This is a genomic window from Kitasatospora sp. NPDC047058 (assembly GCF_040643935.1).
GTDB lineage: Bacteria > Actinomycetota > Actinomycetes > Streptomycetales > Streptomycetaceae > Kitasatospora.
This window is the reverse complement of the sequence record NZ_JBEYVJ010000039.1, coordinates 1-14,685: the sequence shown is the minus strand read 5'-3', so window position 1 is coordinate 14,685 and position 14,685 is coordinate 1. Positions and strand designations below refer to the sequence as shown.

General features: G+C 70.7%; 15 protein-coding genes. All 15 read left to right on the top strand.

Annotation, left to right across the window (positions count from 1 at the left end):
• The first annotated feature begins 62 nt into the window (after positions 1–62).
• The 15 genes from arc (at position 63) to tatC (ending at position 14,640) form a co-directional block, all read left to right on the top strand.
• Complete coding sequence (gene arc, locus ABZ885_RS08930) at positions 63–1,829, top strand: proteasome ATPase (protein WP_360185225.1); 1,767 nt, start codon at positions 63–65, stop codon at positions 1,827–1,829.
• A gap of 226 nt (positions 1,830–2,055) precedes the next feature.
• Positions 2,056–3,567, top strand: coding sequence for a depupylase/deamidase Dop (dop, locus tag ABZ885_RS08925; RefSeq protein WP_360185223.1), 1,512 nt, complete (start codon positions 2,056–2,058; stop codon positions 3,565–3,567).
• A gap of 174 nt (positions 3,568–3,741) precedes the next feature.
• Positions 3,742–3,960 (top strand): ubiquitin-like protein Pup, encoded by a 219-nt coding sequence (locus ABZ885_RS08920; RefSeq protein WP_148647695.1) that lies wholly within the window; start codon positions 3,742–3,744, stop codon positions 3,958–3,960.
• Between the two features lie 160 nt (positions 3,961–4,120).
• Complete coding sequence (gene prcB / locus ABZ885_RS08915; RefSeq protein ID WP_360185220.1) at positions 4,121–4,963, top strand: proteasome subunit beta; 843 nt, start codon at positions 4,121–4,123, stop codon at positions 4,961–4,963.
• 30 nt (positions 4,964–4,993) lie between these two features.
• Positions 4,994–5,752, top strand: coding sequence for a proteasome subunit alpha (gene prcA, locus ABZ885_RS08910; RefSeq protein WP_360185217.1), 759 nt, complete (start codon positions 4,994–4,996; stop codon positions 5,750–5,752).
• Between the two features lie 124 nt (positions 5,753–5,876).
• Positions 5,877–7,238, top strand: coding sequence for a Pup--protein ligase (gene pafA, locus ABZ885_RS08905; protein WP_360185214.1), 1,362 nt, complete (start codon positions 5,877–5,879; stop codon positions 7,236–7,238).
• Between the two features lie 123 nt (positions 7,239–7,361).
• Entirely contained in the window at positions 7,362–8,348 is a 987-nt protein-coding gene (locus ABZ885_RS08900; protein WP_360185212.1) for an FKBP-type peptidyl-prolyl cis-trans isomerase, read from the top strand.
• A 306-nt stretch (positions 8,349–8,654) separates the two neighbouring features.
• The gene (locus tag ABZ885_RS08895) at positions 8,655–9,968 is read left to right on the top strand and encodes an FKBP-type peptidyl-prolyl cis-trans isomerase (protein ID WP_360185209.1); all 1,314 of its coding nucleotides are present in this window, start codon (positions 8,655–8,657) and stop codon (positions 9,966–9,968) included.
• Between the two features lie 131 nt (positions 9,969–10,099).
• Positions 10,100–10,501: an FKBP-type peptidyl-prolyl cis-trans isomerase gene (locus ABZ885_RS08890; RefSeq protein WP_360185206.1), complete on the top strand. Its 402-nt coding sequence runs from the start codon at positions 10,100–10,102 to the stop codon at positions 10,499–10,501.
• Positions 10,502–10,678: 177 nt separating this feature from the next.
• A complete protein-coding gene (locus ABZ885_RS08885; RefSeq protein WP_360185203.1) occupies positions 10,679–11,665 on the top strand; it encodes a WYL domain-containing protein in 987 nt (328 codons plus the stop codon).
• Complete coding sequence (locus ABZ885_RS08880) at positions 11,662–12,618, top strand: WYL domain-containing protein (RefSeq protein WP_360185200.1); 957 nt, start codon at positions 11,662–11,664, stop codon at positions 12,616–12,618. Before ABZ885_RS08885 ends, ABZ885_RS08880 begins: the two co-directional genes overlap by 4 nt.
• Before the next feature lie 27 nt (positions 12,619–12,645).
• Positions 12,646–12,852: a hypothetical protein gene (locus ABZ885_RS08875; RefSeq protein WP_360185196.1), complete on the top strand. Its 207-nt coding sequence runs from the start codon at positions 12,646–12,648 to the stop codon at positions 12,850–12,852.
• A gap of 65 nt (positions 12,853–12,917) precedes the next feature.
• Entirely contained in the window at positions 12,918–13,094 is a 177-nt protein-coding gene (locus ABZ885_RS08870; RefSeq protein ID WP_360185193.1) for a hypothetical protein, read from the top strand.
• Positions 13,095–13,301: 207 nt separating this feature from the next.
• The gene (gene tatA / locus ABZ885_RS08865; protein WP_360185190.1) at positions 13,302–13,598 is read left to right on the top strand and encodes a Sec-independent protein translocase subunit TatA; all 297 of its coding nucleotides are present in this window, start codon (positions 13,302–13,304) and stop codon (positions 13,596–13,598) included.
• Between the two features lie 100 nt (positions 13,599–13,698).
• Entirely contained in the window at positions 13,699–14,640 is a 942-nt protein-coding gene (gene tatC / locus ABZ885_RS08860) for a twin-arginine translocase subunit TatC (RefSeq protein ID WP_360185187.1), read from the top strand.
• Positions 14,641–14,685: the final 45 nt, after the last annotated feature.

The window sequence follows — 14,685 nt, the reverse complement described above, 5'->3', positions numbered from 1 at the left end:
TACGGACCCCTGGTCCCAGGTAGGGTCTGGAAGCGTCCAGCTCCCCGGAGGAGGTGAGGACCGTGGCAGCCCACGATGACGACTACAACCGCAGCACCGGCAGGCCCGCTCGTGGTTCCGACGAGGCCGCTCAGGTCTCGTACCTAGAGCAGGAAATCGCCGTGCTGCGCCGCAAGCTCGCCGACTCGCCGCGCAATTCGAGAATCCTCGAAGAGCGGATCGTCGAGCTCCAGACCAACCTGGCCGGCGTGACCGCCCAGAACGAACGGCTCGCCTCCACCCTGCGCGAGGCCCGCGACCAGATCGTGGCCCTCAAGGAGGAAGTGGACCGGCTGGCACAGCCCCCGGCCGGTTTCGGCACCTTCCTCGACCAGAACGAGGACGGCACCGCCGACATCTTCACCGGCGGGCGCAAGCTCCGCGTGAACGTCAGCCCCAACGTCGACCTCGACGAGCTGCGGCGCGGCCAGGAAGTGATGCTCAACGAGGCCCTCAACATCGTGGACGCGATGGCCTTCGAGCGCATCGGCGACATCGTCACCCTCAAGGAGATCCTGGAGGACGGCGAGCGCGCCCTGGTCATCGGCCACACCGACGAGGAGCGGGTGGTGCGCCTCGCCGAACCGCTGCGCGAGATCACCATCCGGGCGGGGGACGCCCTGCTGCTGGAGCCCCGCTCCGGCTACGTGTACGAGGTCGTGCCCAAGGCCGAGGTCGAGGAACTGGTCCTCGAGGAGGTCCCGGACATCGACTACCGGCAGATCGGCGGCCTGAGCAACCAGATCGAGCTGATCCGCGACGCGGTCGAGCTGCCCTACCTGCACGCCGACCTCTTCAAGGAGTACGAGCTGCGCCCGCCCAAGGGCGTGCTGCTCTACGGCCCGCCCGGCTGCGGCAAGACGCTGATCGCCAAGGCGGTCGCGAACTCGCTGGCGAAGAAGGTCGCCGAGGTCACCGGCCGGCCCCAGGGCAAGAGCTACTTCCTCAACATCAAGGGCCCCGAGCTGCTCAACAAGTACGTGGGCGAGACCGAGCGGCAGATCCGCCTGGTCTTCCAGCGGGCCCGGGAGAAGGCGGGCGAGGGCACGCCCGTCATCGTCTTCTTCGACGAGATGGAGTCGCTCTTCCGCACCCGCGGCTCCGGCGTCAGCTCGGACGTGGAGAACACCATCGTCCCGCAGCTGCTCGCCGAGATCGACGGCGTGGAGGGCCTCGAGAACGTCATCGTGATCGGCGCCTCGAACCGCGAGGACATGATCGACCCGGCGATCCTGCGGCCCGGCCGCCTGGACGTCAAGATCAAGATCGAGCGCCCGGACGCCGAGGCCGCGAAGGACATCTTCTCCAAGTACCTCAAGGACTCGCTGCCGTTCCACCCCGACGACGTCAAGGAGCACGACGGCTCCGTCGAGGCCACGGTGGCGGCGATGATCCAGTCGGTCGTGGAGCGGATGTACTCCGAGACCGAGGAGAACCGCTTCCTGGAGGTCACCTACGCCAACGGTGACAAGGAGGTCCTGTACTTCAAGGACTTCAACTCCGGCGCGATGATCCAGAACATCGTCGACCGTGCGAAGAAGATGGCCATCAAGGACTTCCTCGACCACGGCCAGCGCGGTCTGCGCGTCTCCCACCTGCTCGCCGCCTGCGTGGACGAGTTCAAGGAGAACGAGGACCTGCCGAACACCACCAACCCGGACGACTGGGCCCGGATCTCCGGCAAGAAGGGCGAGCGGATCGTCTTCATCCGCACGCTGGTCACCGGGAAGCAGGGCGCCGAGTCCGGCCGCTCCATCGACACTGTCGCCAACACCGGGCAGTACCTGTAACCGCACGACTCCGGGCCGGCAGCGGTCCCCGGACCAGCACGCACCCCGTCCGGCTGTGGCGCCTCGCGGCCCCGCAGCCGGACGGCGCGTCTCGGGGCCCGCCCGTCGGTGCCGCGTTCTAGGCTCGACCCACCGTGCGCGGGCACACGGCCCGCCCCGGTGTTGTTCAGCGGTACGTCAGCGTGTTCCGCCCGTGGGGGGCGGTGCACCGGGCAAGGAGGGCCGCATGACCGTACGGCGCGTGATGGGCATCGAGACCGAGTACGGGATCTCCGTGCCCGGGCACCCCAACGCCAACGCCATGCTCACCTCGTCCCAGATCGTCAACGCGTACGCGGCGGCGATGCACCGGGCACGGCGGGCCCGTTGGGACTTCGAGGAGGAGAATCCGCTGCGCGACGCCCGGGGCTTCGACCTGGCGCGCGACGTCGCGGACGCCAGCCAGCTGACCGACGAGGACATCGGCCTCGCCAACGTCATCCTGACCAACGGCGCGCGGTTCTACGTCGACCACGCGCACCCCGAGTACAGCTCGCCCGAGGTGACCAACCCGCGCGACGCCGTGCTTTGGGACAAGGCCGGCGAGCGGATCATGGCGGCCGCCGCCCAGCGCGCCCTGGAACTGCCCAACGGGCAGAACATCCACCTGTACAAGAACAACACCGACAACAAGGGCGCCTCCTACGGCACCCACGAGAACTACCTGATGAAGCGGGCGACGCCGTTCGCCGACATCGTCCGCCACCTCACCCCGTTCTTCGTCTCCCGCCAGGTGGTCACCGGCGCCGGCCGGGTCGGCATCGGCCAGGACGGCTCCGCCAACGGCTTCCAGATCAGCCAGCGGGCCGACTACTTCGAGGTCGAGGTCGGCCTGGAGACCACCCTCAAGCGGCCGATCATCAACACCCGGGACGAACCGCACGCCGACGCCGAGAAGTACCGCCGGCTACACGTGATCATCGGGGACGCCAACCTCTCCGAGATCTCCACGTACCTCAAGCTGGGCACCACCTCGCTGGTCCTGGCGATGATCGAGGACTCCTTCATCGCCTCCGACCTCGCCGTCGACCAGCCGGTGCGCACCCTGCACCGGGTCTCCCACGACCCGTCCCTGAAACACCTGATCACGCTGCGCAACGGGCGCAAGCTCACCGCCGTCCAACTGCAGCTGGAGTACTTCGAGCTGGCCCGCAAGTACGTCGAGGACCGCTTCGGCAACGACGCCGACGAGCAGACCGTCGACGTGCTGGCCCGCTGGGAGGACGTGCTGGGGAGGCTGGAGCGCGATCCGATGTCGCTCTCCCGGCAGCTGGACTGGATCGCCAAGCGGGAGATCCTGGAGGGCTACCGCAGCCGCGACGCCCTGGAGTGGGACAACCCCCGGCTGCACCTGGTCGACCTCCAGTACAGCGACGTGCGGGCCGAGAAGGGCCTCTACAACCGCCTGGTGGCCCGCGGGAGGTTCGAGCGGCTGCTGACCGAGGAGGAGGTCGAGCGGGCCGTCTCCCAGCCCCCGGAGGACACCAGGGCCTACTTCCGCGGGCGCTGCCTGGAGCAGTACGCCGACCACGTCGCCGCGGCCTCCTGGGACTCGGTGATCTTCGACCTGCCGGGCCGGGACTCGCTTCAGCGCGTCCCGACCCTGGAGCCGCTGCGCGGCACCCGCAACCACGTGAAGGAGCTGCTGGACCGCTGCCGCACGGCGGAGGACCTGCTCCGGGTGCTGTCCGGCGGGTAACTTTTCGATCACCACGGGTGAACGCCCGCCGAATGGGAATCATCCGGGGTGGCAGCGGGTGTTGGACAGGAAGCGCCACCGGCAAACCGGAAGCGGGTAGTCGCACCTTGTGTATAGGGTCGGTGCAGCAAGCAACGACCAAACCGTGCCAGACGATCGAGCGGGGTGAGGGAAATGGCGAGCAAGGACACCGGCGGCGGCCAGCAGCGGGCGAACCGCTCCTCCGAGGAGGTCGAGGAGCAGGCCGCGGAAGCGCAGAATTCCGAGGAGCTCAAGGAGCGCCAGGAAAAGCTGAGCGACGACGTCGACGCGGTTCTGGACGAAATCGACGAAGTGCTCGAGTCCAACGCCGAGGATTTCGTGCGCCAATTCGTGCAAAAGGGCGGCCAGTAACCCGTCCGGGCATTCAGGGAATTCACGGTCGCGACCGCCGAGGGCGGGCGGACGGCAACGGCCGCCCGTCCGCCCCGGTCCGGCCCTCCACACTCGGACGATGATCGTCGGGCGGGTAGGGTGCCGGGCAGCGAGCTTCAAGCCACCTGGAAGGAATCGTGTGGAAGCCAACACTCGTGGCACCGGGCGTCTACCGGCTGCCTTCCTGACCCCGGGGTCCTCGTCGTTCCTCGACTTCCTGGCGGACCACCAGCCGGAGCTGATCCCCGGCCGGCGCGGACTGCCCGCGGGGGCCGTGGTCGAGGCCCCGCACGGGACGACGATCGTCTCCGCGGTGTTCGACGGCGGTGTGGTCATCGCCGGTGACCGCCGAGCGACCATGGGCAACGTGATCGCCCAGCGCGACATCGAGAAGGTCTTCCCGGCCGACGAGTACAGCGCGGTCGGCATCGCCGGCACCGCCGGCCTCGCGGTCGAGATGGTCCGGCTGTTCCAGCTGGAGCTGGAGCACTACGAGAAGATCGAGGGCACCGTGCTCTCGCTGGAGGGCAAGGCCAACCGCCTGACCACCATGATCCGGGGCAACCTCGGCATGGCGATGCAGGGCCTGGCGGTCGTCCCGCTCTTCGCCGGCTACGACCTCGACCTCGGCCGCGGCCGGATCTTCACCTACGACGTCACCGGCGGCCGCTCCGAGGAGCGCGGGTTCGCCGCCACCGGCTCCGGCTCGGTGTTCGCCCGCGGGTCGATGAAGAAGCTCTACCGCTCGGACCTGACGGCCCAGCAGGCGGCCACCCTGGTCGTCCAGGCCCTCTACGACGCGGCCGACGACGACTCCGCGACCGGCGGTCCGGACCTCGCCCGCAAGATCTTCCCGATCGTCTCGCTGATCACCGAGGACGGCTTCCGCCGGCTCACCGAGGCCGAGGTCTCCGAGATCGCCGTGTCGATCACCGACGAGCGCCTCATCAACCCCAACGGCCCGCAGGCCCCGCTGCTCTAGCCGCACCCACCAAGGAAGGGACGACCGCCGGTGTCGACACCGTTCTACGTCTCGCCCCAGCAGGCCATGGCGGACCGCGCGGAGTACGCCCGCAAGGGCATCGCGCGCGGTCGCAGCGTGGTCGTGCTCACCTACGCCGACGGCATCGTCTTCGTCGCGGAGAACACCTCCCGGGCGCTCCACAAGGTCTCCGAGATCTACGACAAGATCGCCTTCGCGGCGGTCGGCCGCTACAACGAGTTCGAGAACCTGCGCATCGGCGGCGTCCGCTACGCCGACCTGCGCGGCTACTCCTACGACCGGGCCGACGTCACCGCCCGCGGCCTGGCCAACGTCTACGCCCAGACGCTCGGCACCATTTTCTCCTCGGTCGGCGAGAAGCCGTACGAGGTGGAGCTGATCGTGGCCGAGGTCGGCCGCACCACGGAAGAGGACCAGATCTACCGGCTCACACCGGACGGCTCGGTCGTCGACGAGAAGAACCACGTGGTGGTGGGCGGCAACGCCGATTCGATCGGCAACTACCTGGGCCAGCGCCACCGCGCCGGGCTCTCGCTCACCGAGGCGGTCAAGGTCGCCGTGGACTCGCTCGCCCGGGACCCGAACGGCGGCAGCCCGCGCACCCTGACCCCGGAGCAGCTGGAGGTGGCGGTGCTGGACCGCCAGCGCTTCCAGCAGCGCAAGTTCAAGCGGATCCTGGGCGGCCAGCTCGCCCGGCTGCTCGACGGCGACCAGTCCGCCGAGACGGACGACGACGAGAAGCCGGCGGCGAACCCGCCGGCCGACTAGCAGTACCCGGGGAGTCCCGTACGGCGGCCATCCGCCGTCGTGCGGGACTCCGGTGCCCCTGCGGCGGCCCGGTCGGCGTCGCGGAGGCGGTTTCGGACAGCTCCAAGCAGAGAATGGATGCCGCATGGACCGCCGAATTTTCGGGCTGGAGAACGAGTACGGCGTCACCTGCACGTTCCGGGGGCAGCGGCGGCTGTCACCGGACGAGGTGGCCCGGTACCTCTTCCGCCGCGTTGTCTCCTGGGGCCGCAGCAGCAACGTGTTCCTGCGCAACGGTGCCCGCCTCTACCTCGACGTCGGCTCCCACCCCGAGTACGCCACCCCCGAGTGCGACGACGTGGTCGAGCTGGTGACGCACGACAAGGCGGGCGAACGCATCCTCGAAGGGCTCCTGGTGGACGCCGAGCGGCGGCTGCACGAGGAGGGCATCGCGGGGGACGTCTACCTCTTCAAGAACAACACCGACTCGGCCGGCAACTCCTACGGCTGCCACGAGAACTACCTGGTGGCCCGGCACGGCGAGTTCTCCCGGCTGGCGGACGTGCTGATTCCGTTCCTGGTGACCCGCCAGCTGATCTGCGGGGCCGGCAAGGTGCTGCAGACCCCGCGCGGCGCCGTGTACTGCGTCAGCCAGCGGGCCGAGCACATCTGGGAGGGCGTCAGCTCGGCGACCACCCGGTCGCGCCCGATCATCAACACCCGGGACGAGCCGCACGCCGACGCCGAGCGCTACCGCCGGCTGCACGTCATCGTCGGCGACTCCAACATGTCGGAGACCACGACGCTGCTCAAGGTCGGCGCCACCGACCTGGTGCTGCGGCTGATCGAGGCCGGCGTGGTGATGCGCGACCTCACCCTGGAGAACCCGATCCGGGCGATCCGCGAGGTCAGCCACGACCTCACCGGCACCCACCAGGTGCGGCTCGCCAACGGCCGGGAGGCCAGCGCGCTGGACATCCAGGAGGAGTACTTCACCAAGGCGCTGGAGTTCGCCGACCGCAAGGGCATCAACACCGGCACCATCGCGCAGGTCCTGGACCTCTGGGGCCGCACCCTGGAGGCGGTCCGCACCGAGCGGCTCGACGGGGTGGCCACCGAGATCGACTGGATCATGAAGTACAAGCTCATCGAGCGCTACCGCGAGAAGCACGAGATGAGCATGTCCAACCCGCGGGTCGCCCAGATCGACCTCGCGTACCACGACATCCACCGCCGGCGCGGCCTGTTCTACCTGCTGCAGGGCAAGGGGCAGGCGCAGCGGGTGACGACCGACCTCAAGACCTTCGAGGCCAAGTCGATCCCGCCGCAGACCACCCGGGCCCGGCTGCGCGGCGACTTCATCCGCCGGGCGCAGGAGCAGCGCCGGGACTTCACGGTGGACTGGGTGCACCTGAAGCTGAACGACCAGGCGCAGCGGACGGTGCTCTGCAAGGACCCGTTCCGTTCGGTCGACGAGCGGGTGGAGAAGCTGATCGCGGGGATGTGAGCCCCGCCGTCGTGATCTTCGTCGTGTCCGGCCCCGGTGGTGTCTACCGGGGCCGGACGCGGTCGGGGCATACGCTGTCCGTCGAGTCCGGAGAGCCGACTTTGACCGACAGTTAGGAACGCCGTGCGCCGCACCGCCGGTTTGCTTCTCACCCTGCCCCTGCTGCTGGTGGTCGCCTGCAGCAGTTCCACCAAGGCGACCAGCCCGGTGACGCCCACGGCGTCCAGCGCTGCCCCCACGGTGCCGGCGCCGGTCTCGGAGGCCCCGCCGATGCCGACCGTGTCGGGCGGCGGGTTCGGGAGCAAGGCCACCATCACCATCCCCGACGCCGCGCCCAGCGGCCAGTTCGTCGTCAACACCGTGAGCGAGGGTGACCGCTCGACGGTGAACAAGGGCGACTGGGTGACGGTGAACTACACGGCCAAGGACTGGACCACCGGCAAGGACCTGCCCAGCTCCTACGACGCGGGCGGCAAGCCGCAGCTCTACCAGGCGGGCAGCGGCCAGCTGGTGCCGGCGTTCGACCAGAGCGTGATCGGCAAGAAGGTGGGCAGCCGGCTGCTGGTGGTGGCCCCGCCGGCCGCCGCGTTCGGCAACCAGGGCAACACCCAGCTCGGGGTGGCCCCCGGGGACACCGTGGTGTTCGTGCTGGACATCATGGAGAGCCTGCCGCAGGACTCCACGCTCTCCGGCACGATGACGCAGCCGCCGGCGACGATGCCGCAGGTCAAGGACAACGGCAAGGCCCCCGTCACGATCACGATCCCGGCCGGGCAGGCGCCGCCCGCCGACCTCCAGCAGGCGGTGCTGATCAAGGGCGAGGGCAAGCAGGTGAAGGCCGGGCAGACCCTGGTCGTGCAGTACACCGGCGTGCTGTGGAGCAACGGCCAGCAGTTCGACTCCTCCTGGAGCCACGGCGGTGCGCAGGCGCTGCAGATCGGCACCGGCAGCGTCATCGAGGGCTGGGACAAGGGGCTGGTCGGCCAGACCGTCGGCAGCCGGGTCGAGCTGGTGGTGCCGCCGTCCCTCGGCTACAAGGACCAGGCACAGGGTTCGGTGCCGGCGAACTCGACCCTGGTGTTCGTGATCGACATCCTGGAAGCGGTCTAGTGTCCGTCGCGTGGATCAGGCCGGACGCGGGCGGAGAGCGCGCCCGGGGCGTGCCGGGTGACCCCTGCCGGGCGTCCGACGGGAATTGTTCAGACACGCCCTAGGAGCGACGGGTGGGATTCCGTACGCTTGGGCGGGCGCTCGCACATGGAAGCGTCCGCCCTCATCCTGACCTGTCATACTGCCCTCGCACTGTGGTAGGCGCCGCCGGCGTCCGGGTAACGGGCGGTACGTGCGACAGCACCCCGGCGCTCACCACGCCGGCCGTAGACCTCGAAGACCTCGTGGCGAGATGGATGGGGAGTCATGTCTGAGAAAGCGTCGAGCCCGGGCGGTGCCGGCACTGCGAACGGGAACGCCGGCGGTGACCCGGCCGACTCGCGGCCCGGCGGCCCGCTGCCGGGCGACGGCGAGTCGATCGTCGTACCGCCGTCGATCCTGAAGCAGCAGGCCGGCTGGGCCCAGCCGGGCGAGGCCACGCGGCGGACCGGCGGGACGAAGACCGACGAGACCCCGCAGATCTTCGCGTCCAACGTGCGCCGCCAGGACTCCTCGGAGGCCGGGTACGACGAGAACCCGCCCGGGGCCGGCAAGCTCGGGGTGATCCTCGGCACGGTGCTCGCCGTGCTGCTGGTCGGCAGCGGCATCACGCTCTACACGGTGAACAAGGACGGCTCGAAGAGCGACAGCGCCGCCGCGAAGCCGGACGCGGCGAAGAGCGCGCCGGCCACGCCGTCCGCCGAGCCGGTGCCGCCGATCAAGGACACCGCCAAGGTGCTGCCGACGGTCACCGGCGAGTTCGGCAAGAAGGCGGGCATCGAGGTGCCCTCCGAGCAGGCCGACGGCTCCTTCGTGGTCAAGGTGCTCTCCGAGGGCAGCGGCGCCAAGGTCGAGAAGAACTCCTGGACCTCGGTCGACTACACCGCCAAGGACTGGACGACCGGCAAGGACATCCCCAGCTCGTACGACGACAAGGGCAAGCCGCAGATCTTCCAGGCCGGCACCGACGCGCTGATCCCGGCGCTCGACCAGGCCGTGCTCGGCAAGAAGGCCGGCAGCCGGATCATGGTGGTGGCCCCGCCGGCCGCCGCGTTCGGCGCCCAGGGCAACCCGAACATGTCGATCGGCGCCAAGGACAACCTGGTGTTCGTCATCGACATCCGCAACACCAACGCGCCCGACGCGGTGGTCGCCGGCACCGTGACCCCGCCGCCCGCGGACTTCCCGCAGGTGAAGGACAACGGCAAGAAGCCGGCCGAGATCACCCCGGTGAAGGGCGCGGCCGACCCGACCGAGCTGAAGAGCCACGTCCTGATCAAGGGCACCGGCCCGAAGGTCGAGAAGGGCGAGAAGGTCGTCGTCCAGTACACCGGCGCGCTGTTCAAGGACGGCAAGGTCTTCGACTCCTCGCTGAGCAAGGGCCAGGCGTTCTCCTTCCCGGTCGGCGGCGGCCAGGTCATCGCGGGCTGGGACCAGGGCCTGGAGGGCCAGACGGTCGGCAGCCGGGTCGAGCTGGTCATCCCGGCCTCGCTCGGCTACAAGGACCAGGCGCAGGGCGACATCCCGGCGAACTCCACCCTGGTGTTCGTGGTCGACATCCTGGACGCCGGTCAGGGCTGATCCACTTTCGGGTGACAATGGTGTGCGTGTGACCTTCGGGCGGGCCGCGTGGCCCGAGCCCGGACGGGCGGCGGGCGCCCGTACCGTGGTCCGGGAACGGACCGGGTGCGGGCGCCCGCCGCTTGGTCGTGATGGAACCAAACCGAGAAGAGGCAGTTGTGAGCAACAAGACGAAGCCGGAGATCGACTTCCCGATCGGTGACCCGCCGGCCGAGCTGCGGATCCGCGACATCGAGGTCGGCACCGGCGAGGAGGCCAAGCCGGGCCAGGTCGTCGAGGTGCACTACGTCGGCGTCACCTTCTCGACCGGCGAGGAGTTCGACGCGAGCTGGAACCGCGGTTCCAGCTTCAAGTTCCCGCTGGGCGCCGGCCGCGTCATCAAGGGCTGGGACCAGGGCGTCGTCGGCATGAAGGTCGGCGGCCGCCGCGAGCTGACCATCCCGGCGCACCTGGCCTACGGCAACCAGTCGCCGACCCCGGCGATCCCGGCGGGCTCGACCCTGATCTTCGTGGTCGACCTGCTGGGCGTCTGAGCCGGTTCCGGCCGCCCGTGGCCGAGGGCCGCACCCCCGCCCCGGGGGTGCGGCCCCGCGCGTTTCCGGACTCGGCTTTTGCACTGCGTACCGCTACCGGTACGGTCGGTCCCGCCGGGCCGAGAGCGCCCGGCGGGCGCACCCCGCGCGCGGCGCGGCACACCGGAAGGGTCAGCGATGGCGATCGCCAAGGCAGAGCGGCTGATGAATCTCGCCCTGTGCCTGATGAACACCAGACGGCCGCTCTCCAAGAAGGAGCTGCGGGAGTCCATCGAGGCGTACCGCGAGGCCTGGCAGAACAGCAGCGAGGACGCCTTCAACCGGATGTTCGAGCGGGACAAGGACGACCTGCGCGAACTCGGTCTGGTCATCGACGTGGACGAGAACGCCCTCGACGGCGAGCTCGGCTACCTCGCCCGTGCCGACCGCAACCGCCTGCCGGAGATCGCCCTCGACGCCGAGGAGGCCGCGGCGCTCACCCTCGCCGCCCGGGTCTGGCAGCAGGCCAAGATGTCCGGCGCGGCCAGCGGCGCCCTGCAGAAGCTGCGCGCGGCCGGCGTCCCGTTCACCGAGGCCGAGGGCCGCACCGCCCTCGAACCGCGCATCCCGGCCCGCGAGGCCGCGTTCGAGCCGCTGCTCACCGCCGCGCGGGACCGCCGTCCGGTCACCTTCGAGTACCGCAAGGCCGGGGCCGCCGCCGTCGAGCAGCGCACCGTCGAGCCGTGGGCGCTGGAGTGCTGGCGCGGCCACTGGTACCTGGCCGGCTGGGACCGCGACCGCAGCGACGCCCGGGTCTTCCGGCTCAGCCGGATCACCGGCCGGGTCAAGGCGCGCAGCGGCGCCTTCCTGGGCACCGTCCCCGAGCACGTCGACGTCCGCGCCACCGTGGCCAAGTTCGCCGGCGAGGGCGCGACCGCCACCGCCACCGTGCGGGTCCGCCGCGGGGCCGGCTTCCCGCTGCGCACCAAGGCGCTGAACACGCGGCGGGCCGACGACGGCTGGGACGAGCTGGAGATCCCGTACGGCAACGGGCTGGGCGCCGACCTGGCCGAGTTCGGGCCGGACGTGCTGGTGCTCGGGCCGGAGGAGCTGCGCACGGACGTGATCGAGCGGCTGCGCGCGGTGGCCGGTGCTGTTGAGGGAATCGAGGGAGTGCGGGCATGAGCAACGCGATCGACCAGACCCGGCGGATGCTCTCGCTGGTCACCTACCTGCGCGAGCGCCCCGGCGCCGAGGTCGCCGAGGTGGCCCGCGCCTTCGGGATCACCGAGCGCGAGCTGATCGGCGACCTCAACGTGCTGCCGATGTGCGGCACCAGTTTCCGCGGCGGCGACCTGCTCGACATCGACACCGACGGCGAGCGGATCTGGTGGCACAACGTGGACGACGTCGCCCAGCCGCTGCGGCTGGCCGCCGACGAGGCCACCGCGCTGCTGGTCGCCGCCCGCGCGGTGGCCGGCCTGCCGGGCCTGCGGGCCGGTGACCGGGAGGCGCTGACCCGGGCCGTCGCCAAGATCGAGAACGCCGCCGGGGACAGCGCCGAGGGCAGCGCCCGGGTCGGCGTCACCTTCGAGGCCGAGAGCCACGTCTTCGCCGACATCGACCGCGCGCTCAGCGAGGGCCGCCGGCTCTGGCTGCGCTACTACTCGCACGGCCGCGGCGGCATGACCGAGCGCGAGGTCGACCCGATCCGGCTGCTCACCGAGGGCCACACCTACCTCGAGGCCTGGTGCCGCACCTCCGAGGACCACCGGATGTTCCGGCTCGACCGGGTCGCCGAGATCAGGGTGCTGGACACCCCCTCCGACCCGCCCCGGCGCGAGCCGCGCGACCTGTCCGGCGGGCTGGTCAACCCGTCCGCCGACGACCCCGAGGTGGTGGTCGAGGTCACCTCCGGCGGGCGCTGGGTCGCCGAGTACTACACCCACGACCGCGCCGAGGAACTGCCCGACGGCGGCCTGCGGATCACCCTGCGCAGTGCCGACCCGTCCCAGCTGCGCCCGCTGGCGCTGCGGCTGGGCCGGGACGGCCGGATCGTCTCGCCCCCGGAGCTCGCCGGGCAGGCGCGCGCGGCGGCGGTGGAGGCACTGGCGGCCTACGGGGAGGGGCTGGTCTGAGCCGTGGAGCCCGGTACCAGATTCAAGGTGTACTGCTCGCAGTGCCGGGAGAAGGTGGAGCTGCCCGCCGAGGAGTTCCGGCTGACCTTCGGCCGGACGCCGGCGCAGACGCACTACAGCTTCGGCTGTCCGCTCTGCGGGGCCTCGGTGCGCAAGCCGGCCGGTGAGAAGATCGTCACGGCGATGACCGGTGCCGGGGTCCGGACCATGCGGCTGGTGCCGGCCGAGGGCTGAGGCGGGCTGCGGGGGAGCGGCGGGCTGGTCCGTCCGGCGCGACCCGGGTCGATAGGGTGGTCGGCATGTCCTGGATGCTCGTCGCCGCCGTCCTGCTCGTCACCGCCGGTCTGCTGGTCCTCGGCGTCCTCGCGATCCGGCTCTGGCGGGACGTGCGGGCTCTGGCCAAGGGGGTGGACGCCGCCTCGCGCGCGTTGGCGGAGGCGGCCGGCGACCTCGCGGCGGCGGTTCCCGGGCGCTGACGTGTCGCCCGGCACAATCGGGCCGCGGGGGGTACGGGGGCTGCTGCGCGCGGCGTCGGGCGCGTTACGCTCTCAGATGGCTCCTGCACCTTGCGGCCGGGGGCCGCTGTCCTGTTCGGGCGGCCGTCGCCAGGGCGTCACCCGCCGCGGTTACCATCCCCGCAGCGGGCGGCCCGCCGGTGCCGCCGTGACTGAAGGTGGTCGAGTATGCGGGTCTCCGGGACCGCGATCATGGTGATCGTGGTTTTCGCCATTGTGCTCTTCGGTGCCAAGCGACTGCCCGAACTGGCGCGCTCGCTCGGCCAGTCGCTGCGGATCCTGAAGAGCGAGGCCAAGGCGATGAAGTCGGACGGCGCGGACGGTGCGGCCGGACCGGCTCCGCAGCCCGCGGTCACCGAGCCCGCCCCGGCGAAGACCATCCAGTCCGCGCCGGGGGCGTCCGCGACCGCCCGGCCGGTCGCGGACCGGTCCGCACCGACGGGGACGGACGGCGGACCGCGCTGAGCGGTTCGGCGTACACGCGGGGCGCGCGAAGCCCGCGGAGCACGCGACCACTGGAGGCCCGCCGACCGGCGGGCCTCGACGCACGAGTTGAGGACCGGGGTTGAGCAAGCTCTCCAAGGCGTCGAAGGCGCCCAAGGATCCTGAGGGGCGGATGGCCCTCGCCGACCACCTGCGGGAACTGCGGAACCGCGTGGTCAAGTCGGTCCTGGCGATCGTGGTGTTCACGATCGTCGCGCTGATCTACCACAAGCACCTCGAAACGCTCCTGCTGAAGCCGATTCCCCAGTGCGACCCGTCGAACGCCGCGGACTTCCACGGCCGCTGTGCGCAGGTCTCCACCGTCGGTCTCACCGCCGGTTTCAACTGGATGCTCAAGGTCGCGCTGACGGCGGGCGTGGTCGCCGCCGTGCCGGTCTGGCTGTACCAGCTCTGGGCCTTCGTGGCGCCCGGTCTGCACAAGCACGAGCGCAAGTACACGATGATCTTCATGGCCTGCGGCGCGCCGCTGTTCCTGGCCGGCGTGGGCTGCGCGTTCCTGGTGATGCCGACCACGGTCGAGGTGCTGATCTCGTTCAGCCCGACCACGACCACCCCGATCCTGCCGCCCGACGACTACTTCGACATCGCCACCCGGATGGTGCTGGTCTTCGGCCTCGCCTTCGAGTTCCCGCTGCTGCTGGTGATGATGAACCTGGTCGGCATGGTCAGCGGCAAGCGGCTGCTGGGCTGGTGGCGCGCCATGGTGATGGCGATCACCGTGTTCGCCGCCTTCGCCACGCCGAGTGCCGACCCGGTCAGCATGCTGGTGCTGGCCGCGCCGATCTGGGCGCTGTACTTCATCGCCGTCGCCATCGCGCTGGTCAACGACAAGCGCCGGGCCCGGCGCAACCCGGACCTCGCGCTGGACGACGAGGAGGCCTCGCAGCTGGACCTCTCGGTGCAGGCGGTGGGGCGGACGGAGGCCGTCGAGGCGTCCGCCGCGCCGGTCGCGAGTGCGCCGGTGCCGGCCGCGCGGCACGAGCAGATGGACGACATCACCTGAGCCGTCGAGCAGTCCTGAGGCCCCGGCCCGCCGTGTCCCGGCGGG